Source organism: Micromonospora echinospora, assembly GCF_900091495.1.
GTDB lineage: Bacteria > Actinomycetota > Actinomycetes > Mycobacteriales > Micromonosporaceae > Micromonospora > Micromonospora echinospora.
In genome coordinates this window covers 3,590,994-3,611,119 of sequence record NZ_LT607413.1, presented here as the reverse complement: position 1 = coordinate 3,611,119, position 20,126 = coordinate 3,590,994, and the positions used below count along the sequence as shown (strand labels likewise).

Genomic DNA, 20,126 nt, shown 5'->3' with positions numbered 1-20,126 from the left:
CCTGTTACCGCTTTTTGACGTGCAGGGGTCCCCTGCTACCACCCGACGGGTGGCAGGGGGCCCTGCTACCCCGTGGGCGGGTGCGGGGAGGGTCAGAGGCGTTCGGCGCGGGTGTGCAGGAGGGTGTGCACGTCGGCGATGTCCCGGGGTGAGGTCCGGGACGCGAGCCAGTACATGATCCCGGTGGGAATGAAGAAGAGCTGGAACGCGGCCAGCCCGACGGCGAAGTTCAACGGCGGCGGGAACGCCCCCCGCAGGGCGTGGAAGGCCACCCCGACCAGGCCGTTCCCGGCCGCCCGACCGACCCCGTTGACGAGGTTGCCGAGGCTGTAGACGGTGCCCCGGTGCTCGGGCGGGTTGACGTCGGCGATCAGGGCGAACCAGTTCGGCGAGTTCGCCGAGGTCAGGGCGAGCGCCAGGACGGCGGTGAGCAGGCTCAGCCCGACCGTCGGTTCGGTCAGCACGCTGGTCAGCACCGCGACGGTCACCGGGCCGGCGCCCGCGCCGTCCGGCACGTCGATCCGGATCGGCACGAAGAAGAGCACCAGGTACAGCGGGACGGCCGCGAGGATGCCGACCGAGGCGACCAGCGCCCGGCCCCGTGGGGTACGCCGTTGCAGCGCGTCGCCGACCAGCCCGCCGATGATGGAGAAGACCCCGCCGAGCTGGAACAGGGTGGCGAAGACGCTGCCCACGACGATCGCGGTGGCCGCCGAGTATCCCTGGTCCTCGGCGCGCTCGGTGAACAGCACCGGCAGCCAGACCAACGAGCCGAAGGCGGCCTGCGCGGTGAGTCCCTGGAGGACCAGCCAGCGGTTGGTCCGCCGGTCCAGGATCCGGGGCAGGTCGGACCGGCTGATCCGGTAGTCGTACTCAGCGCCGTGGGCGAGCGCGCCGGCCAGTTCCGGTTCGCTCTGCCCACGTCGGACGTCGTAGGTGAACAGGTAGGCCGCCGTGGCGGCCAGGCCGACCAGGCTGAGCAGCAGGAACGGCCGACGCCAGTCCGCCGCGCCGAGGATCCCGCCGACCAGGGTGCCGGCGAGTGTGCCGACGCCCTGGGAGAGTCCCCAGAAGCTCATCACCAGACCCCGGCGGCGGGGCGAGATCAGGTCGGTGACCACCGAGAAGCCGACCGAGCCGACCGCGCCGAGCCCGACCGCCGCGACCAGCTGGGCCAGCAGGAAGACCGCGTAGCCGGGGGCGAACGCGCTGCCGGCCGTGCCGGCCGCCCAGAGCAGTGTGCCGGCCACGAGCAGTGGCTTGCGGTTGGTCCGGTCGCCGACGTACGCCCAGCCGACCGCGGCCACCGCGCTGACCAGGAAGGTCACCGCGGTGACCAGCCCGACCATGCGCTGCGGCACGTCCAGCGAGTCGGCGATCGGACCGTACAGCGGCGGAACCAGTCCGATCGCGACGTTGTCCAGCGAGGCGAGGAGCACGAAGACGACGACGCTGTAGAGCCGGTGTGCCCGCGTACCGCCGCTGGTGGTGGTCATGCCCGGCACTGAACCAGGGCCAGATAACGACCGGGTGACGACGCGCGGACGCCCTCAGAGGTATCCGCCCGGTTCGTGCCGGTCGGCCGGCGGGGTCGTGGCCCCGGCGCGCAGCGCGTACAGCTCGGCGAGGGTGGCCCCGCCGGGCGGCACCACCGTGGCCCCGCCGGACGACGCCCCGGTGCTCCCGCCGGGCGACGCCGTGTCGCCGGCGGTGGCGTCGGCGAGCCAGTCGGTCGCCTCCCGGTGGGACAGCGGGCCCACCTCGATCCGGGCCAGGCACCGGCCGGGACGGGTGACCGCCGGGTGCAGCCGGGACAGGTCCTCGTTGGTGGTGATCGCGACGAGGACGTCCCGTCCCTGGCCGAGCAGCCCGTCGGTGAGGTTCAGCAGCCGGGACAGGGCCTGGCCGGAGGTCTGCCGGGCCTCGCCCCGGATCAGCTCGTCGCAGTCCTCGACGATCAGCAGCCGCCAGCGCGGGCCGCCCTCCGGTTCGTCCTCGTTGCCGACCGCCACCTCGGAGAGGTACCCGGCGTCGGCGAAGAGGACGTCCGGGTCGAGGACGCAGTCGACCTGGCACCACTGCCGCCAGGCGTGCGCGAGGGCACGCAACGCGGTGGTCTTGCCGGTGCCGGGCGCGCCGTGCAGGAGCACCAGTCGCCCCACCACGCTCTCCGGGGTGATGGTCATCAGCCGGTCGAGCTCACGGCGGGCGGTGGCGGTGTAGTTGCCCCGGATGGTGGCCCAGTCGGGGGTGGCCACGGTCCGCACGTCCCGCTGCGCGCCCCGGCGCGGGTTCTGGTGCCAGAACCCGATCCGGCCCGATCCGGCGTCCTCCGGGGCGGTCGTCCCGGCCACGATCCGGTCGAGCGCGGCCTGGCCGATCTCGCCGCTGACCGCGGTCACGGTCACCTCCGCGCCGTAGCCCTTCCAGGTGACCACCCGCGCGGTCCAGCCGTCGCCGCCGAGCAGTTGGGACCGTTGCCGGGCCTCGATGGCGGTGCGCAGCAGCCGCCCGTCGGCGGGGACGAGCTGCGCGTCGGGGCGGGCGCGGGGCAGGCGGACGGTGTGTGACCAGGGATGTCGCCCGGTGATGAAGTCGGCGAGCGCCAGCGCGTCGATGACGTCGCACGGGGTGTCCGTGTCGTCGTGGCGCAGGACGGACGGCAGGGCCGGGACGGGCTCCGCCGCCGGGGCGGGGGCGGGCACGTGGGGAAGGTCGAGCGGCGGGGTGGGGAGGTCGAGCGACGACATCTGTCGATAATCGCGAGCCCGGCCTCCCCCGTACAGTCGATTACCCGTCAGCGGGGCGGGCGAGGAACCGTTCCCGCGCCTCGGCGTACCGCTCGCGGATCGCCGGGACCGGTTCGGCGGCGTACTCCCCGGTGTCGCCGACCGACCACCGGGGTGGCTCCGCGCCACCGAGGGCGACCCAGGCGGCCTGGCGGGCCGCGCCGTCGGCGACGTACTCGCCGGGTGGCGGGACGAGCACCGGGCAGCCGAAGACCTGCGGCGCGATCCGGCGGACGGCCTCCGACCGCGCGCCCCCGCCGACCAGGACGACCCGCTCGACCCGGGCACCCTGGGCGAGCAGGGCGTCGAGCCCGTCGGCGAGCGCGCAGAGCATCCCCTCGACGGCGGCGCGGGCCAGGTGCGCGGGGGTGGAGGTGCGCAGCGTCAGCCCGTGCACCGCCCCGCTGGCGTCCGGCCGGTTCGGGGTCCGCTCGCCCTCCAGGTAGGGCACCAGGACCAGCCCGTCCGCGCCGGGTGGGGCGGCGAGCGCCAGGTCGGCCAGGCCGGCCAGGTCGACCCGGAGCAGCGCCGCGGCGGCGTCCAGCACCCGGGCGGCGTTGAGCGTGCAGACCAGGGGCAGGTAGTGGCCGGTGGCGTCGGCGAATCCGGCGACCGTGCCGCTGGCGTCGGCGGCCGGGGTGTCGGCGACGCTGAACACGGTGCCGGAGGTGCCGATGGAGACGACCACGTCACCGGGGCGGGCCCCGACGCCGAGCGCCGCACCGGCGTTGTCGCCGGCGCCGGGGCCGAGCAGCGCCCCGCCGGGCAGCCCGCCGAGGGTGCCGGCGGATTCGGCGGGGCCGAGCACGGCGGGCACCTCCGGTCGCCGGCCGAGGGCCTGTTCGAGCAGGTCGAGCCGGTATTCACCGGTGGCCGGGGACCAGTATCCGGTGCCGCTGGCGTCGCTGCGGTCGGTGCGCAGGGCGGACAGGTCGCGGGTGCCGGTCGGCCCCTGGGCCGCGCCACCGCCGAGCCGCCAGGTCAGCCAGTCGTGCGGGAGGCAGACCGCCGCGACCCGGTCGGCGTTGGCCGGTTCGTGCCGGGCCAGCCAGCGCAGCTTGGCGACGGTCAGGCTGGCCACCGGCACGGTGCCGACCGCGTCGGCCCAGAACCGCCGGCCGGTCTCCCCCGCGCCGGCCTCGGCGACCAGCTCGGCGGCGGCGTGAGCGGAACGGGTGTCGTTCCAGAGCAGCGCGGGCCGGACCACCCGGCCGGCGTCGTCCAGGCAGACCATGCCGTGCTGCTGCCCGGCGACCGAGACGGCGGCCACGTCGGCCAGGCCGCCGGCGGTGGCGACGGCCGTGGTCAGCGCGTGCCACCAGGCCTCCGGGTCGACCTCGGTGCCGTCCGGGTGCGGGGCCCGGGCCTGCCGGACCGGTGCGCCGGTCTCCGCGTCCCGGACGACGATCTTGCACGACTGCGTCGACGAGTCGACGCCCGCGACGAGCGGCATCGGCGGCCTCCTCAGCGGGCGCCGAGCAGGTGCTCGACGGCGAGCTGGTTGAGCCGGACGAAGCCGAAGCCCTTCGCGGCCACCGCGTCGACGTCCAGGTCCTCGAAGGCGGAACGGTCGGCGAGCAGGTCGGCGGTGGTCTCGCCGGGGGCGAGGGTGGGCTCGGCCAACTCGGCGACCCGGCTGGCGGCGAGCGCCGCGGCTACCTCGGGGTCCGCCCGGAAGGCCGCCGCACGTTCCTTGAGCAGCAGGTACGTCCGCATGTTCGCCTCCGCCGACGCCCACACCCCGGTGACGTCCTCGGTGCGGGAGGGCTTGTAGTCGAAGTGCCGGGGACCGTCGTAGCCGGGTGCGCCGGTGACGCCGCCGTGTTCGAGGAGGTCGACCAGGGCGAACGCGTTGAGCAGGTCGCCGTGGCCGAAGACGAGGTCCTGGTCGTACTTGACGCCACGCTGTCCGTTGAGGTCGATGTGGAACAGCTTGTCCTGCCAGAGCGCCTGGGCGATGCCGTGCACGAAGTTCAGCCCGGCCATCTGCTCGTGCCCGACCTCGGGGTTGAGGCCGACCAGCTCGGGGTGGGCCAGGGTGGAGATGAACGCCAGCGCGTGCCCGACGGTGGGGAGCAGGATGTCGCCGCGCGGCTCGTTCGGCTTGGGTTCGAGGGCGAAGCGCAGGTCGTAACCCGAGTCGACGACGTACTGGGTGAGCAGGTCGACGGCCTCCCGGTAGCGGTCCAGCGCGGCCCGGACGTCCTTGGCGACGTCGTACTCGCCGCCCTCCCGGCCACCCCACATGACGAAGGTCTTCGCGCCCAGTTCGGCGGCGAGGTCGACGTTGCGCAGCACCTTGCGCAACGCGTACCGCCGGACCTGCCGGTCGTTGCTGGTGAAGCCGCCGTCCTTGAAGACCGGGTGGGTGAAGAGGTTGGTGGTGACCATGGGCACGACCAGGCCGGTGTCGGCCAGGGCCTTGCGGAACCGGGCGATCCCCCGGTCCCGGGTGGTCGCGTCCGCGCCGAAGGGCACCAGGTCGTCGTCGTGGAAGGTGATCCCGTACGCGCCGAGTTCGGCGAGGCGGTGCACCGCCTCGACCGGGTCCAGCTCGGGTCGGGTGGCGTCGCCGAACGGGTCGCGGCCCTGCCAGCCGACCGTCCAGAGCCCGAAGGAGAACTTGTCGGCGGGGGTGGGGCGGGGTGCCATGGCGGACCTCCGGGGTGGGGGCGGGGGCTATTTGTTCACCGGTTGAATTATTTGGTCGCGGTGTGGCAGTGTCAAGGCCGTGAGCAGTCCCGCCGACACCGCGCCGGGCGGGGCGGTCCGCCAGGCCAGCCTCCGCGAGATCAACCTCGCCCTGCTGCTCGGGCGGATCGCCGCCGCGCCCCGACCGCCGTCCCGCGCCGAGCTGGCCACCGCGACCGGGCTCACCCGGGCGACCGTCTCGGCCGTCGTCGACGACCTGATCGGCGGTGGGCTGGTCACCGAGGCCGAGCCGGCGCCGCGTACCGGGGCGGGCCGGCCGGCCCGGGGGCTGCTGCTCGCCGGCCACGGCCCGGCCGGTCTCGGCCTGGAGATCAACGTCGACTACCTGGCGGTGTGCGTGCTCGACCTGGCCGGCGCGGTCCGCCACCGCACCGTGCACCGGGCCGACCTGCGCCCGCTCTCCCCCGCCGAGACCCTCGCCCGTGTCGCCGAGCTGGCCCGGCGGGCCCGGGTCGACGCCGAGGCGCAAGGCCTCACGCTGGCCGGTGCGGCGCTCGCCGTGCCCGGTCTGGTGGGCGCCGACGGCGTGGTCCGGCTCGCCCCCAACCTCGGCTGGCGGGAGGTGGACGTGCCCGCGCTGCTCGCCACCCGTCCCCCGCTCACCGGGGCGGTGCCCGGCCTGCCCGCGCTGGTGGTGGAGAACGAGGCCAACCTGGCCGCCCTGGGCGAACTGCACGCCGGACAGCCCGGCGTGACCGACTTCCTCTACGTGTCCGGCGAGGTGGGCATCGGGGCCGGGATCGTGCTGGACGGGGCGCTGTACCGGGGCGCGCGCGGGTTCAGCGGCGAGATCGGCCATCTCCCGGTCCACCCGGAAGGCCGCCCCTGCCGCTGTGGCGGGCGCGGCTGCCTGGAGCCGTACGCCGGCCAGGAGGCGATCCTCACCGCCGCCGGCCTGACCGGGACGGACGTGGCCGGCGACGCCGTACGGCTGGCCCGGCTCGCCACCGGTGGCGACGCGGCGACCCTCGCCGCGCTGGCCGGGGCGGGGACGGCGCTCGGCGTGGCGGTCGCCGGGGTGGTGAACCTGCTCGACCTGGACACCGTGGTCCTCGGCGGCTGTTACGCCCCGCTCGCCCGGTGGCTGATCCCGCCGGTGACCGCCGAGCTGTCCCGACGGGTGCTCGCCGCCCCCTGGTCCCCGGTCACCGTCCGCCCGGCGCTGCTCGGCGGGGACGCCGCCGTGGTCGGCGCGGCGGGGTCGGTGGTTCGCCGGGTCGTCGCCCGGCCCACCGCCTGGCTGGCCCGTGCCGGCTGACTCACGTCGGCCGGCGGGCGTTCGGCCGGCGGGCTCGGTACGCTTGCCGCCGAGCAACTTTCCGGACCAAGGAGTTTCTCCCCAGCATGTGCACAGGCCAGCCGACCAGGGCGTCCGGCGACCGACGGTGACCACCACCCGCCGCGGAGGACCGGCCGGCCCGGTCAGCGACGCCGGACGGGTCCCGCGATCCGCCGCCGACCGGAGCGTTCCCGGCGACACGCTCGCCCGTGAGCTGCTCGACGGGCTGGCCGAGGCGGTCGTCACCGCCGACACGCGGGGCGTGGTGAGCCTGGCCAACGCGATGGCCGCCGAACTGCTGCCCGAGGTCACCCCGGGCAGCACGCTGGCGGGGGTCGCCGTGCCGCCGCTGGCCGAGGCGACCCGGGACGGCGCGACCAGTTTCGAGGCCGAGCACCGGGGGCGGCAGCTACGCGGCGTCCGCCGCGCCCTGCGGGGCGGTGGCTGCGCCTGGTACGTCCGGGACGTCACCGAGGAGCGGGCCCGCACCGACGCGCTGCTGGCCGAACGCTCCCGCACCGCGTTCCTCGCCCGGGCCGGCAGCCGGCTCGGGCTCTCCCTGCACCGGGAGCAGACGCTGCGGACGACGGTCACGCTGGCCGTGCCCTACCTCGCCGACGCCGCCGTGGTCGTCCACCGTCCCCCGCCGCCCGCCCCGGCCGACGCCAGGCCGGTCTGGGTACGGTTCGCCGACGGTGATCCCGCGCCGGTCGGCGGGAGCGGCCCGGCCGGGCTTCCCGGGTCGGTGCCCGGACTCGCCGAGGCGCTCGACGGGGAGCGGACCGACGCCAGCCCGTACCTCGACGCCGAACTGTCCGACCTCGGTCACGTGCTGCCGGAGGGCTTCGGTCGTCCCGGCAGCACCCTGGTCACCCCGATGCTCGTGGCCGGCGGCGCGTCCGCCGCACTGGTCGTGGTGCGCCGACCGGGCCGGGCCGGCTTCGACCGGCGCGACGTCGAGGTGGTCCGGGAGTTCGCCGCGCGGGCCGGGGCGGCCCTGGCCACCGCTGACCTCTACGGCGAGCAGACCCACCTGGCCCGGGTGCTCCAGACCAGCCTGCTCCCGCCCGAACTGCCCGAGATCCCCGGTGTGTCGCTGGCTGGCGGCTACCGGGCGGCCGGCGACAGCCTGCGCATCGGGGGCGACTTCTACGACGTCTCGGTCACCCCCGACGGTGGCACGTTCGCCCTCGGTGACGTCTGCGGCAAGGGTGTCGGCGCGGCCGTGCTCACCGGCCGGGTGCGCCAGTCCCTCCAGACCCTGCGCCTGGTCGAGCCGCGTCCGCTGGAGCTGATGGCCCTGCTCAACCGGGCCCTGTTCGACGCGCCCGAGGCGACCCGGCGCAGCCAGTTCACCACGCTGCTGCTCGGCACCTTCACCGTGGAGCCGGACGGCGCGCTGTGCCTGCGGGTCGCCGGGGGCGGACACCCGTCACCGCTGGTCGTCGGAGTCGACGGCGACGTCCGTCCGGCCACCGTCGGCGGGATGCCGGTCGGGGCGCTCGGCTCCGCGCGGTTCGTCGAGACGCGGATCCGGCTCGCCCCCGGGGAACTGCTGCTGGCGTACACCGACGGGGTGACCGAGGCGCGCGGTGGTCCGGGGGTGCTGGAGATGTTCGGCGAGGCCCGGTTGTGCCAGGCGCTCGCCTCGGGGGCCGGACTGCCGCCCCGGGCCATGATCGATCGGGTGCTGCAACTGGTCGACGAGTGGCTCGACGGGCAGAGCCAGGACGACATCGCCATGCTCGCCATCGCCCCGACGTCGACCCGCCCCGGGCCGTGACCGGCGACGGCGCGACGGCGCTCGGGGAGGCCGCGTCCGACCCGGGGACCGTCGCGGCGTACCTGGACCACCTGGACCGGGTGGACCCGGAGGGCGCCGTCCGGCTCGCGCTCGACCTGCTGGACCGGGGCTGGTCGGTCGCGGACGTCCTGGTCGACGTGGTGGCCGTGGCGCAGCGGGAGATCGGCCGGCGCTGGCTGGCCGGACGGTGGAGCGTGGTCCAGGAGCACGCCGCGACCCACGTGAGCGAGCAGGTGGTCGCCGCCGTCGGCCGCCGGACCGGCCGGCCGACCGGCGCCGGGCACGTGGTGATGGCCTGTGTCGAGGGTGAGTGGCACGCGCTGGCCGCGCGGATCGTCGCCGAGGTGGTCCGGGCCAGCGGCCGGCGGGTCACCTTCCTCGGTGCCAGCGTGCCGCCCCGCCACCTGGTCAGCTACCTGCACCAGACCGGTCCGGACGCGGTGCTGCTGAGCTGCGTGCAGTCGACCCGGCTGATCCGGGCCGCCCGGATGATCGCGGCGTGCCGGGCGGCGGACGTCCCGGTCGTGGCCGGTGGGCCCGGTTTCGGGGCGGACGGCCGCTGGGCCACGGCGGTGGGCGCCGCCGCGTGGGGCGCCTCCGCGCGGGACGCGGTGCGGCTGCTGGACCGCCACGACCACCGGGACCCCACGGGTGAGCCGCCGGCACCGGCCGACGACGAGCACGTCGCGGTGCTGCGCCGCCGACGCGACGTGGTGCAGGGTGTCACCGGGGCGCTGGGCCTGGCCGGGGGCGACGCGGAGCCGGTGGCACATGCCGCCGCCCAGATGCTGGACGCGCTCGCCGCCGCGCTCCTGGTCGGCGACCCCGAACTGCTCACCGGTTTCGTCCGGTGGCAACGTGAGGCGCTGGGCGACCGTGGTGGCCTGGTCGAGCCGCTCCTGACGGGCTACGCCACCGCGCTCACCGACCACCCCCGCGCGCTCCACTACCTGCGCCTCGCCCGATCCGGCGGGTGACCGGCACCGGCGCCCGGTCCGGCCGACGGGTGGCGGGGCCGTGGTGCCGTCCGCGTCCGCCCGCCGGTGGTGCTCAGGCGGTACGGGCGGTGGAGGTCGGCGGCTCGTACGTCCGGCGCCGGTCGACCGGCACGACCGTGGACCGTTGCTCGGGCAGTCCGGCCGGGGGCCGGTGCGGCTCCGGCGGCGTCTCCGAGGAACGGAGCGGCTCGCCACCGGATCCGTGGGGACCGGGTGGCGAGTGGCGCGGCCCGGACCGGCGGGCCGCCTCCCGGAACTCGCCGAGCCCGCTCCGCAGCGCCTCCCGCCCGGCCGGGCTCATGCCGGCGATCACCTCGGCCAGTCGCGCCTGCCGGTCGGCCCGCAGGGTGGCGAGGAGTCGCGCGGCCTCCGGGGTGAGGTGCAGGGAGATCTCCCGGCGGTCGGACCGGCCGGGCTCGCGTTCGAGCATGCCGGCGGCGACCAGCCGGTCGCACAACCGGCTGGCCGAGGAGAGCAGCATCCCGCAGGTGGTGGCCAACCGCCGGAGGTTGATGCCGTCGTGCTGCTCCACCACCATGACGACCCGGAGCTGCGCGGTGGAGAGCCGGTTCGTCGTCCGTTCCCGTGCTTCCTCCCACACGGACAACAGGGTGGCCACCGCGTCGTCGAGTGCGGCGGCCATACTCGCTTCTGGTTCCGGCGGACGGTGTTCTTCGGCCATCGTGTGCCTGAGACTACCCCTGAACCGCTGGTGAGCGGACCTTCCGAAGGAGCGACCATGAGCGAACCGGTCAACCGGGCACGGACCGTCCTGACCGACGCGCCAGCGGATCTCCTGCTGGACCGGGTCGCCGCCGAACTGGCCCGGTCGTACGCGATCACCAGCGCCGAGTTGTTCCAGGTCGACTACCGGATGTCGGTGCTGCTGCCGCTGGGCGACGGCAAGCCGCTCTCCGAGCCCGGCCACCCCGGCTGGCGCTGCTTCGACCACCAGGAGCCGGTCCTGGCCGCCGGAACGGGCTACTTCCCGGTGGGCATGCGGGGCGAGCGGCGTGGCGTGCTCCAGGTGGCCCCGGTGCCGGACGACCCGGTGGTCGTCGCCGAACTGGCCGAGATCGCCACCGTGCTCGGGCACGAGCTGTCCGCCGTGTCGGCCGGCACCGACGTCTACCGCACGGCACGGCGTAGCCGGCGACTCACTCTCGCCGCCGAGATGCAGTGGGAGCTGCTGCCCGGACGCAGCCGGGTCCGGCCCTCGTTCAGTCTGGCCGGGCAGCTCGAACCGGCGTACGCGGTGCGCGGCGACAGCTTCGACTGGTCCGACGACGGGACCCGGCTCTGGTTATCGGTGATCAACGGGATGGGCGAGGGTGTCGCCGCCTCGATGCTGACCTCGCTCGTCGTGCACGCGCTGCGCAACGCCCGGCGGGCCGGGCTGTGCCTGGCCGACCAGGCCGCGCTGGCCGACCAGGCGGTCTACGCGCTGCACCACGGCGACCAGCACCTCTCGGCGCTGCTGCTGGAGCTGGACCTGCGGGAGGGGACGGTGACCGTGGTCGACGCGGGCTCGCCCCGGCTGGTGCTGCTGCGCGGCGGCGAGGTGCACGAACAGCCGCTGGAGGCGCAGTTCCCGCTCGGCATGTTCGACGGGACCGACTACGACTCCCAGCAGTTCCGGCTGGAGCGCGACGACCGGCTCTTCGTGGTCAGCGACGGGGTGGTCGAAGCCGCCGGGCAGGACGTCCGGTACGGCGACACGGCGCTGACCCGGTTCCTGCGCCGGACCGGCCCGATGGCGCCGCTGGACGCCGTCCGGTCGCTCATCGGCGACCTGCGTGCCTTCGTCGCCGGGGACCTGGTCGACGACGCGGTCGTGGTGTGTCTGGACTGGATCGGCCCCCAGCCCTGACCGCCGGGCTCTCCCGATCGTCGACCGGGTCGGCGGGTGACGGAGGGCACCGCCCGCCGGCCACGCGGGACGGCGGTCGACCGGTCAGTAGGCGCCTCGGCTGTTGATCACCGCGCCGAACGTCTTCCACAGGATGGTCAGGTCGGCCGCCAGGGACCAGTTCTCCACGTAGTAGAGGTCGAGCCGGATGCCGTCCTCCCAGCTCAGGTCCGATCGGCCGCTGACCTGCCAGAGCCCGGTCATGCCCGGCTTGACCAGCAACCGCCGGGCGACGTCGCCGTCGTAGCGGGCCACCTCGGAGGGGAGCGGCGGACGTGGGCCGACCAGGCTCATGTGCCCGATCAGCACGTTGGCGAGCTGGGGCAACTCGTCGAGGGACCACTTGCGCAGCAACCGGCCGACCCGGGTCACCCGGGGGTCGTCGCGCATCTTGAACAGCAGCCCGTCGGTCTCGTTCCGGGCGGTCAGCCCGGCGAGCATCGCGTCGGCGTTCACCACCATCGTGCGGAACTTGAAGACGCCGAACTCGCGTCCGCCCTGCCCGACCCGGACCTGCCGGAACAGCACCGGGCCCCGACTGTCCAGCCGGATCGCCAGGGCGATCAACGCCAGCAGCGGCCCCAGCAGGGCCAACGCGAACAGGGAGATCGACCGGTCGACGAGCCCCTTGACCAGCTTGCGGGCACCGCGGAACTCGGGGGCCTCCACATGGATCAGCGGCAGACCGGCGACCGGCCGGGTGTGGATACGCGGGCCGGCCACGTCGGTCAACGCCGGGGCCAGCACCATGTCGATCCCGGTGCCCTCCAATTGCCAGCCGAGCCGGCGGAGCCGGGCCGCGGTCAGCTCGGCCGAGGCGGTGATCGCGACGGTGTCCGCCCCGATGGCCTCGGCCGCCTCCACGATGCCCCGGAACGACCCGACCACCGGCACGTCACCCAGGCGCTGCGGGACCGGGGCGAGCAGGGCGTCCGGGATGCAGGCGCCGGCCACGTGATAGCCGGCGTACGGCTCGCGGCGCAGGGTGTGCACGAGTTCGAGCACGTGCGGGGTGTCCCCCACCGCCAGCACGCGCCGGGACCAACCGGCCCCCCGACACCGGTCGAGGTGCAGCCGCTTACGGGCGGCGAACCGGGCCACCAGCAGTCCGACGGTGCCGACCGCCAGGGTGATCGCGAGGAAACCACGCGAGACGCCCACGTCGGCGATGTAACCGGTGATGGCGATCGTCGCGGCCAGCCGGAGGCTCGCCGAGGTGATCCGGCGGTACTCGTCGGCGCCGTAGCCGAGGAGTCGGTCGTCGTAGCAGCGCAGGACCTTCAGGGAGAGCAGCCAGGCGATCATCAGGCCGGGTGCCACCAGGACGTACGGGATCTCGGAGCCACGCGGCTCGTAGTCGCCGAACCGGGTCACGTAGCCCACCAGGACGGCCACGGCGATGATGGCGGTGTCGAGCACCACCAACGTCCGGATGTAGGCCCGTTCGTCGGCTCGGGCCGCCCGCGTCGACCGCTTACCGGCGGACGCGGACGACATCGAGGCGGGGGTCAACAGCGCCGAGGTCAACGACCCTCCCCACTAGCGTCGATGGCACCCCGCCCGGACCGGCCACCGGTGGCCGGTGCCGCGGAGCACCGGGACATCTTCCCTCAACAGCCGTCGGTGAGGGTAGCCACGGACGGAATGCCGTCAGTAACAGTGTCCGATGTGGACCTTGGCGCGCTTTCCGCGCCTGACGCCTCGAAGCCGCCCGTCACCTGTCCGGCCGGTCAGCGCGGTGCGTTCGGCCGGAGCGCGACCGCCCGGAGGAAGATCTCGCCGATCCTGTTCGGATCCTCGGTGACGAAGACCCCGCCACCGGTGACCTTGGTGATCGCCTCCAACTCGGCACGGCTGACGTCCCCGCCGATCCCGATGATCACGACCTGGACGGGTCGTTCCGGGTCGGCGATCCGGGTCAGCTCGGTGAGCAGTTCCCGCTGGCTGATCCCGTCGGCGTCCTCGTTCTTGCCATCGGTGAAGAGCACCAGCGAGTTGACCCGGCCGGGCTCCCAGTCGTCCTGGACCGTCCGGTAGGCGGCGAGCACCGTGTCGTAGAGGCCGGTGTCCCCGTCCGGCGTGGGGCGGATCGCCTCGAGCGCGGTCCTCAGCTGGCTCCGCTGGTTGGAGAGCGGCCCGATCGGCACCAACTCCCGGTAGTCGCGGCGGCCGACCATCTCGGTGGAGAAGGTCCACAGCCCGACCGCCCACGAGTCGTCGACGAGCTCCATCCCCCGGAGGGCGGCGGCGACGGTGACCTGCTCGCGGGTGGCGTTGCCGGCGGTCGGGACCGGCTGTTTCATCGAGCCGGAGACGTCGATGACGCAGAGCATCCGACCGGACTGGGTGGCGATCGACCACCCCGACACGGCGGCGTCGAGCGCCGAGGGATCCGGCCCACCGGCCGCTGTGCCGCCGCTGCCCTGTGGGACGACGCCCCCGGCCGGCGCCCCCGCCGGGGCGTCGAAGCCGGCCCCACCGACCCCGTCCGGCCCGCGCAGCGCCGCTCCGGCCAACCGGTCCCGGAACGCCGGGGCGGTGAGCGCCCCGAACAGCACCTCCGCGGCGGACGCCTTGGCCGGCTCGATCCCGGGCAGCACCGCGTACGGGTAGTCCAGTGGCGGCGGCGAGGGGTCCAGGTAGAGCGCGGCGAGCGGCACCGGCGGCTGGGTCCGGTTGTAGGCGATCACGTCCTCTTCGGAGAGGGCGGCGGCACCGAGACCGGCGGCGAGGGCGGCCGGATCGGTGGAGCGGGGGAACCGGGCGAGCAGGTCCTGCCGCAGCGCGGACCGGCCGGTGGCCAGGGCCCGCAGGGCCGCCGTCTTGGCCTGCTGGCTGTCTCCCCCGCCCGCGCCCGCCGCCGCGGTGAGGGCGAGCAGCCCGGCGAGTCCGGCGGCGTCCCGGGTCGGTTCGACGATCCCGGTCCGCAGCTTCGTGTCGGTGGTCATCTGCCGGACCAGGTCGGCCCAGGTCAGCTTCTGCTGCGGCCAGCCCAGCCGGTTGGCGACCGGCTCCGGCATGGCGACCACGACGGGGCTACGGGCGATCGACCCGCCGTTGCCGGGGGCGAAGGCGGTGGCCCCGCTGTTCCTGATCCGCAGCAGCCAGGTCGACGAGTCCGGCACCCAGACGTCGGGGGTGATCGCCGTACCGCTGGCCTGACCCACGCCGGGCAGGGTGACGCCGTGCTTGCCGGCGACCGCCGCCGCGACCTCGACCGGCTCCTGCGCCGAGACCTGGACGGTGATGCAGGTGCCCCCGGACGTCGCGCCCTCGTCCGCCCACTGCGCGGCCGCCGCCTGCACCGCGGGGGCGATCTCGGGGGCCGCCGCGACGGTCAGCTCGACCTGTCCGGAGCAGCCCGGTCGGGCCAGTTGCCGGTAGCCGAACCACGACCCGGCGACGACGACAACAAGCGCCGTCGCTGAGGCGACGGCGCCTGCTCCGCGAAAACCCGAACGCATGCGATGGCGGCCCGACACCCTGACCATGTTGCGGAACGATGAACGACGCGGCTACCACCGTTCGGACGAACGTTACACAGGATGAACAGTTGACCTGCGGTTATTCACAATCCTTCACGCAGGGTCACGAACAGATGGTGACGGGTCACAGCAGGACGCAGCTCGGGCTCGGCACCGGCACCGGTTCGCCGGCCGGCTCGGGCACGCCGGTGGCCGGGTCGACGCGGAAGGCCCGGACCATGTCGGCCCGCTGGTCGGCCAGGTAGAGGTCCCGCCCGGACCAGGCGAAGTGCCGGGGCCACTCCCCGCCGGTGTCCACCTCGGCGACGAGTTCCGGAAGCTCGCCGTCGATGGCGAAGACCGCCAGCGTGCCGACGCCCCGGTTGGCGACGTAGAGGAACCGGCCCTGCGGACCCACCGCGATCTCCGACGGCTGGACGTGCCCGGTCCGGCCGCTCGCCGGCACCCGCCCCTGTTGGCGCAGCGCCCCCTCGGCGTCCCGCGCCAGGGCGGTCACCGCACCGTCCAGCTCGCCGACCAGGTAGACCCGACGGCCGTCAGGGTGGCGGGCCAGGTGCCGGGGGCCGGTTCCGGGCTGGGTCCGCATCTCGGGCGTGCGCGGCGTCAGCCGGCCGGTGACGGCGTCCAGGTCGTACCCGTACACCGCGTCGGCGCCCAGGTCGACGACGTAGAGCGGCCCGCCGTCGGGGTCCGGCGAGACCATGTGCGCGTGGGCCTTCTCCTGCCGTTCCGGGTCCGGGCCGTGCCCGGAGTGCACCACCAGGTCGCTGCGCCCGGCCGGCGCCCCCGCCCCGTCGAGCGGGAAGACCGCCACGCTCCCCCCGCCGTAGTTGGCGGCGACCAGGTGACGGCCGTCCGGCGTGACCGCCAGGTGGCAGGGCTCCGCCCCGCCCGTGTCGCCGGTGCCCAGCGGGGTCAGGTCGCCGTCCGGTCCGATCCGCCAGGCGCTGACCTGCCCCTCGGGAAGTTCGTTCACCGCGTAGAGCACCGGCAGGGTCGGATGCCGGACCAGGAACGACGGCGACGCGGTGACCGCCACCGTGCCGAGCGGCGTCAGCGCTCCCGTCTCCGGGTCGCGGCGGGCCGCGACGATGCCGTCGCCCGTCCCGTCGCTCTCCCTGGTGTAGCCGCCGATGTGGACGACGTCCCCCTGGTCGGTCACGGCGTCGCCTCTCCTCTCGTCCGGGTCGATCCCACCAGCCTTCCCGCGATCACCCGCCGGTGAACCCGCTTCGCCGGACTTTTCCGTCCGCCCCGGGCGGAGCGAGGTCAGGCGGCCGGCTCGCCGCGCTGCGCGGCGACGTGCTCCACCAGGGCGACCAGCACCAGCTTGCCGGACTGGCGGTCGCGGGCGTCGCAGAGCACCAGCGGCACGTCCGGGTCGAGGTCCAGCGCGTGCCGCACCGAGTTGAGGCTGAACCGGCGGGAGCCGTCGAAGCAGTTCACCCCGACCACGAACGGGATGCCGCGCTGCTCGAAGTAGTCCACCGAGGGGAAGCAGTCGGCCAGCCGACGGGTGTCGGCGAGCACCACCGCGCCCAGCGCGCCGAAGGCCAGCTCGTCCCAGAGGAACCAGAACCGGTCCTGCCCCGGCGTGCCGAAGAGGTAGACCTGGAGGTCCTCGTTGATGGTGATCCGACCGAAGTCCATGGCAACCGTGGTGGTGGACTTGCCCTCCACGCCGAAGGTGTCGTCGGTGCCGACGCCGGCACTGGTGAGCACTTCCTCGGTCTGCAACGGACGGACCTCGCTCAGCGCACTCACCAGGGTCGTCTTGCCGGCCCCGAAGCCCCCGGCGATCAGGATCTTCAGTGCCAGCGGAACCCGCTGGCCGGATCCGTCACGGTCAGAGTGCACGGAGTCCATTCGCCACCGCCTTGAGGATGTTGTCGTCGGGAAGGTACGCAGTGGACGGCGGCTCGTGCACGGTGACGAGTCCGCCGGTGAGCAGGTCACCGAGGAGCACCCGGACCACGCCGATGGCAAGGTCGAGGTGGGCGGCGAGTTCCGCCACCGACACCGGCTCGACGGCCAGCTCGACCAGGTGCCGGTGCTCCGGGTGCAGGTGGGGGTGGTCGTCCGGGTCGGTGTCCCGGGTGGCCAGCACGAACGCGACCAGGTCGAAGTCACCGGCGGCCGGGCTCACCCGTCCACCGGTGACGGCGTACGGGCGGACGACCGGGCCGGCCTCGTCGTCCAGCCACTCGTGCCGGGGCCCCGGCGGCTCAGCCTGCATCGGCCACGCCCGTCGAGGCCCGGGACGGGGCGCTGAGTGTCTCGCCGACCCGGGTCACCAGCATGGCCATCTCGTACGCCACCAGGCCGATGTCCGAGTCGGCGTCGCTGAGCACGGCCAGGCAAGCGCCCTGGCCGGCGGAGGTGACGAAGAGGTACGCCGACTCCATCTCGACCACCGTCTGACGCACCGGTCCGGCGGCGAAGTGCCGGCTGGCCCCCTTCGCCAGGCTGGCGAAGCCGGACGCCATGGCGCAGAAGTGCTCGGCCGCGTCCCGTTCCAGCCCGGCGGAGGCTCCCATGAGCAACCCGTCCGCGGAGAGGACCACCGCCTGCTGGGCGGCCGGCACCCGGTCCACCAGTTCGTCGAGCAGCCAGTCGAGATCGGTGGCCTGCCTCGTGGGTTGCACCACTACCCGTCCCTTCCACGTCCGGTGACAGTTTCGACGGACGCTCCACCGGGCCGCACCCGGGGTAGCTCCGTGGTCGGTTGGTCCGCCGTCGCCTCGGCCGGCACGGCCGGGGCGGCCGGCACCGTGGGGGCGTCGACCGGCCCGGCGCCGGTGGCGGACGGCCCGGCGGCAGGCCCGTCCACCGCCGACGGCGCGGGGGTGGACTCGGCCGGGTATGCGCCCGCGCGCCGGCCCCGGGCGGTGCCCGACTGGAGCGCCGCCATCGCCGCCCGCACCTGCTCGGGCGTGCGCGGCGACGGTTCGACGGGAACCGGACGGCGGGACTGCCGGGCCGGGCCCCGCTGCCGGACCCGCCGGGGCAGCCCGTCCGGGCCGACCGGGATCTCGGCCGGCCCCGACCGCGCCGCGGTCAGCGGCACCACCGAGGGCGGCTCCGGCCGCCGGCGCGCCGAGCGGATCGAGCGGGGACGGGGCAGCGTGCTCAGCTTCGTCACCTTGGCCATCCGGTCGCCGGACCGGTCGACGGTCGGTCGCGGCGGCTCGGTGGTCATCAGGTCGGGCGGTAGGAGCACCACGGCGGTCGTCCCGCCCTGCGCGCCGGCGGTCAGCCGGACCCGGACACCGTGTCGGGCCGCGAGCCGGGCCACCACGAAGTGACCCAGGCGGGCGCTGGTCGCCGGGTCGAACTCCGGGGACCGGGCGAGTCGGCGGTTGGCCTCCTCGATCGCGTCGGCGGTCATCCCGAGGCCCCGGTCGGAGATCTCCACGGCGTACCCGTTGGGCAGCATCTCGCCGTGGACCCGCACCCGGCTCTCCGGAGAGGAGAAGGCGGTGGCGTTCTCGATCAGCTCGGCCAGCAGGTGGATCACGTCGCCGACGGCCCGGCCGACCACCGCCGCCGGCCGCACCGGGGCGATGTCCACCCGGTCGTACGCCTCGACCTCCGAGATCGCCCCCCGGACGACGTCGAGCACGGCGACCGGGTTGCGCCAGCCCCGCCCGGGCGCCGCCCCGGCGAGGATGACCAGGGCCTCGGCGTGCCGACGCATCCGGGTGGCGAGGTGGTCGACGCCGAACAGCTCGGCCAGCTCCTCCGGGTCCTCGGTACGACGTTCCATCCGGTCGAGCAGGGCGAGCTGCCGGTGCACCAGCCCCTGGGTGCGCCGGGCGATGTTGAGGAAGACCTGGTTGAGCCCGTGCCGCAGGGCCGCCTCGTCCACGGCCGACTGGACCGCGGTCCGCTGGACGGCGGCGAACGCCTGCCCGACCTGACCGATCTCGTCGGTGCCGAACTCCAGGAGCGGGGCCTCCCGGGCGACGTCGACCTCCGCGCCCCGACGCAGTCGGGCCACCACGTCGGGCAGTCGCCGTTCGGCCAGTTCGGTCGCGGCCGTCCGGACCCCGGTCAGCCGCCGCACCAGGGAACGGCCGACCCGCAACGCCACCACCAGGGAGACCACCACGGCCACCAGGCCGAGCAGTCCGGCGGCGGCGAGCCGACCGAGGATGCCGAGGGCCGCCGGCACCGACCGCTCGGTCAGCGCCTCCGCCTCGGCCAGCTCGAAGTCCCGCAGCTGGCGCTGCACGACGTCGTGGGTGGTCTGCCAGGTCCGGGCGTCCACCGACGGCGGGTCGCCGGGATCGGCGGCGACCAGCTCGTCCTGCATGCGCCGCAGCCGGAGGAAGTCCGCCCCCTCGGTCAGCCGCTGGAAGGCGGTGTGGGTGGCCGCCGGCAGGTCGTCGACGGCGACGGCGGTGACGTACCGCTGGTTGCCGATGGTCTGCACGAGGGCGGCGTGCTCGCCCCGGGCGAACCGGCCGGCGGTGAACGCCCCGGCGGCGAGCGAGTCGGCCTGGCCGAGCAGTTCCCGGGCCTGGCCGAGAGTGCTGATCGCCCGCGCCTGCCGGGTCAGGTCGACGTCCGGACCGGTGGCCATGGCGGAGTAGGTCTGGAACAGGGTGTCGAGCATGTCGGTGTAGAGACCGTGCGCGCCGGTCCGGTCCACCTGCCGCCGGTCGATGTACCTCCGCCCGGCGGGCAGCGCCTCCAGGGCGGTGAACAGCCGGTCGAGGCGGGCGTCGACCAGGTCGTCGGCGGCGTCCCGCAGGTCCCGGCCGCCGGCCCGGCTCCGCAGCTCGGCCACCGCCTCGTCGGTCCGCTGCCGCTGCTCGGACAGCCCGGTCACCTCGCCGGGGCCGGCGAGGTGCACCACCGAGAGCCGGCGCTCCCGTTGCAGCTCGACCACCACCCGGTCACCGGGCAGGCCCAGGTCCCGCAGCAGGGTGCGGGCGGCGAGCAGGTCGAGGGCCGGCCCGAGGGCCAGTGTGGTGGCGAAGATCCACAGTGCCAGGAGGGCGGCCACCGGGACGACGACCAGCGCGGTCAGCTTGGTGCGGATCGGCCAGTCGTGGGAGTTCATCAGCACCTCGCCCGGAAGGTGTGGCAGGAGTGGCGCCGGCAGCCGGCCGGGCAGCGACGCCCGGCGCACCGGGCACCGGTAC

Annotated in this window: 16 protein-coding genes; 4 read left to right on the top strand and 12 right to left on the bottom strand. The window is 74.9% G+C overall.

The genetic code is table 11. The features are described from left to right. Nucleotides 1–92: 92 nt before the first annotated feature. Genes GA0070618_RS16395 through xylA form a run of 4 tightly spaced genes read right to left on the bottom strand, consistent with a single transcriptional unit; the run spans nucleotide 93 to nucleotide 5,441 of the window. Complete coding sequence (locus GA0070618_RS16395; RefSeq protein ID WP_088982421.1) at nucleotides 93–1,496, bottom strand: MFS transporter; 1,404 nt, start codon at nucleotides 1,494–1,496, stop codon at nucleotides 93–95. 54 nt (nucleotides 1,497–1,550) lie between these two features. Further along, nucleotides 1,551–2,750: a DUF5925 domain-containing protein gene (locus GA0070618_RS16390; RefSeq protein WP_088982420.1), complete on the bottom strand. Its 1,200-nt coding sequence runs from the start codon at nucleotides 2,748–2,750 to the stop codon at nucleotides 1,551–1,553. Between the two features lie 40 nt (nucleotides 2,751–2,790). Further along, nucleotides 2,791–4,242, bottom strand: coding sequence for a xylulokinase (gene xylB, locus GA0070618_RS16385; RefSeq protein ID WP_088982419.1), 1,452 nt, complete (start codon nucleotides 4,240–4,242; stop codon nucleotides 2,791–2,793). 11 nt (nucleotides 4,243–4,253) lie between these two features. Then, the gene (xylA, locus tag GA0070618_RS16380) at nucleotides 4,254–5,441 is read right to left on the bottom strand and encodes a xylose isomerase (protein WP_088982418.1); all 1,188 of its coding nucleotides are present in this window, start codon (nucleotides 5,439–5,441) and stop codon (nucleotides 4,254–4,256) included. Between the two features lie 79 nt (nucleotides 5,442–5,520). On the opposite strand from xylA, the gene GA0070618_RS16375 reads away from it, so the two are divergent. The 3 genes from GA0070618_RS16375 to GA0070618_RS16365 all read left to right on the top strand — a co-directional run bounded on the left by GA0070618_RS16375 (nucleotide 5,521) and on the right by GA0070618_RS16365 (nucleotide 9,561). Then, entirely contained in the window at nucleotides 5,521–6,759 is a 1,239-nt protein-coding gene (locus tag GA0070618_RS16375) for an ROK family transcriptional regulator (RefSeq protein ID WP_088982417.1), read from the top strand. A gap of 127 nt (nucleotides 6,760–6,886) precedes the next feature. Continuing rightward, nucleotides 6,887–8,563, top strand: coding sequence for a PP2C family protein-serine/threonine phosphatase (locus GA0070618_RS16370; RefSeq protein WP_172900299.1), 1,677 nt, complete (start codon nucleotides 6,887–6,889; stop codon nucleotides 8,561–8,563). Continuing rightward, entirely contained in the window at nucleotides 8,560–9,561 is a 1,002-nt protein-coding gene (locus GA0070618_RS16365; protein ID WP_088982416.1) for a cobalamin B12-binding domain-containing protein, read from the top strand. The genes GA0070618_RS16370 and GA0070618_RS16365 overlap by 4 nt, the downstream gene beginning before the upstream one ends. Before the next feature lie 73 nt (nucleotides 9,562–9,634). On the opposite strand, the gene GA0070618_RS16360 is transcribed toward GA0070618_RS16365, so the two are convergent. Next, nucleotides 9,635–10,225, bottom strand: coding sequence for a MarR family winged helix-turn-helix transcriptional regulator (locus GA0070618_RS16360; RefSeq protein WP_088982415.1), 591 nt, complete (start codon nucleotides 10,223–10,225; stop codon nucleotides 9,635–9,637). A gap of 96 nt (nucleotides 10,226–10,321) precedes the next feature. Between GA0070618_RS16360 and GA0070618_RS16355 the strand changes: the two genes are divergently transcribed. Continuing rightward, the gene (locus GA0070618_RS16355; RefSeq protein WP_088982414.1) at nucleotides 10,322–11,452 is read left to right on the top strand and encodes a PP2C family protein-serine/threonine phosphatase; all 1,131 of its coding nucleotides are present in this window, start codon (nucleotides 10,322–10,324) and stop codon (nucleotides 11,450–11,452) included. An 84-nt stretch (nucleotides 11,453–11,536) separates the two neighbouring features. Here GA0070618_RS16355 and GA0070618_RS16350 read toward each other — a convergent pair whose 3' ends face one another. The 7 genes from GA0070618_RS16350 to GA0070618_RS16320 all read right to left on the bottom strand — a co-directional run bounded on the left by GA0070618_RS16350 (nucleotide 11,537) and on the right by GA0070618_RS16320 (nucleotide 20,044). Beyond that, nucleotides 11,537–13,018, bottom strand: a complete 1,482-nt coding sequence (locus GA0070618_RS16350) for a sugar transferase (RefSeq protein WP_414467585.1) — start codon at nucleotides 13,016–13,018, stop codon at nucleotides 11,537–11,539. Nucleotides 13,019–13,221: 203 nt separating this feature from the next. Further along, on the bottom strand, nucleotides 13,222–14,955 hold the full coding sequence (locus tag GA0070618_RS16345; protein ID WP_088982412.1) for a substrate-binding domain-containing protein: 1,734 nt from the start codon (nucleotides 14,953–14,955) through the stop codon (nucleotides 13,222–13,224). A 145-nt stretch (nucleotides 14,956–15,100) separates the two neighbouring features. Continuing rightward, entirely contained in the window at nucleotides 15,101–16,138 is a 1,038-nt protein-coding gene (locus GA0070618_RS16340) for a lactonase family protein (protein ID WP_088982411.1), read from the bottom strand. Between the two features lie 107 nt (nucleotides 16,139–16,245). Continuing rightward, a complete protein-coding gene (locus GA0070618_RS16335; RefSeq protein ID WP_088982410.1) occupies nucleotides 16,246–16,842 on the bottom strand; it encodes a GTP-binding protein in 597 nt (198 codons plus the stop codon). After that, on the bottom strand, nucleotides 16,823–17,212 hold the full coding sequence (locus tag GA0070618_RS16330; protein ID WP_088982409.1) for a DUF742 domain-containing protein: 390 nt from the start codon (nucleotides 17,210–17,212) through the stop codon (nucleotides 16,823–16,825). The genes GA0070618_RS16335 and GA0070618_RS16330 overlap by 20 nt, the downstream gene beginning before the upstream one ends. Continuing rightward, nucleotides 17,202–17,624, bottom strand: a complete 423-nt coding sequence (locus GA0070618_RS16325) for a roadblock/LC7 domain-containing protein (RefSeq protein ID WP_088982408.1) — start codon at nucleotides 17,622–17,624, stop codon at nucleotides 17,202–17,204. The genes GA0070618_RS16330 and GA0070618_RS16325 overlap by 11 nt, the downstream gene beginning before the upstream one ends. Further along, on the bottom strand, nucleotides 17,624–20,044 hold the full coding sequence (locus GA0070618_RS16320; protein WP_088985572.1) for a sensor histidine kinase: 2,421 nt from the start codon (nucleotides 20,042–20,044) through the stop codon (nucleotides 17,624–17,626). The genes GA0070618_RS16325 and GA0070618_RS16320 overlap by 1 nt, the downstream gene beginning before the upstream one ends. Nucleotides 20,045–20,126: the final 82 nt, after the last annotated feature.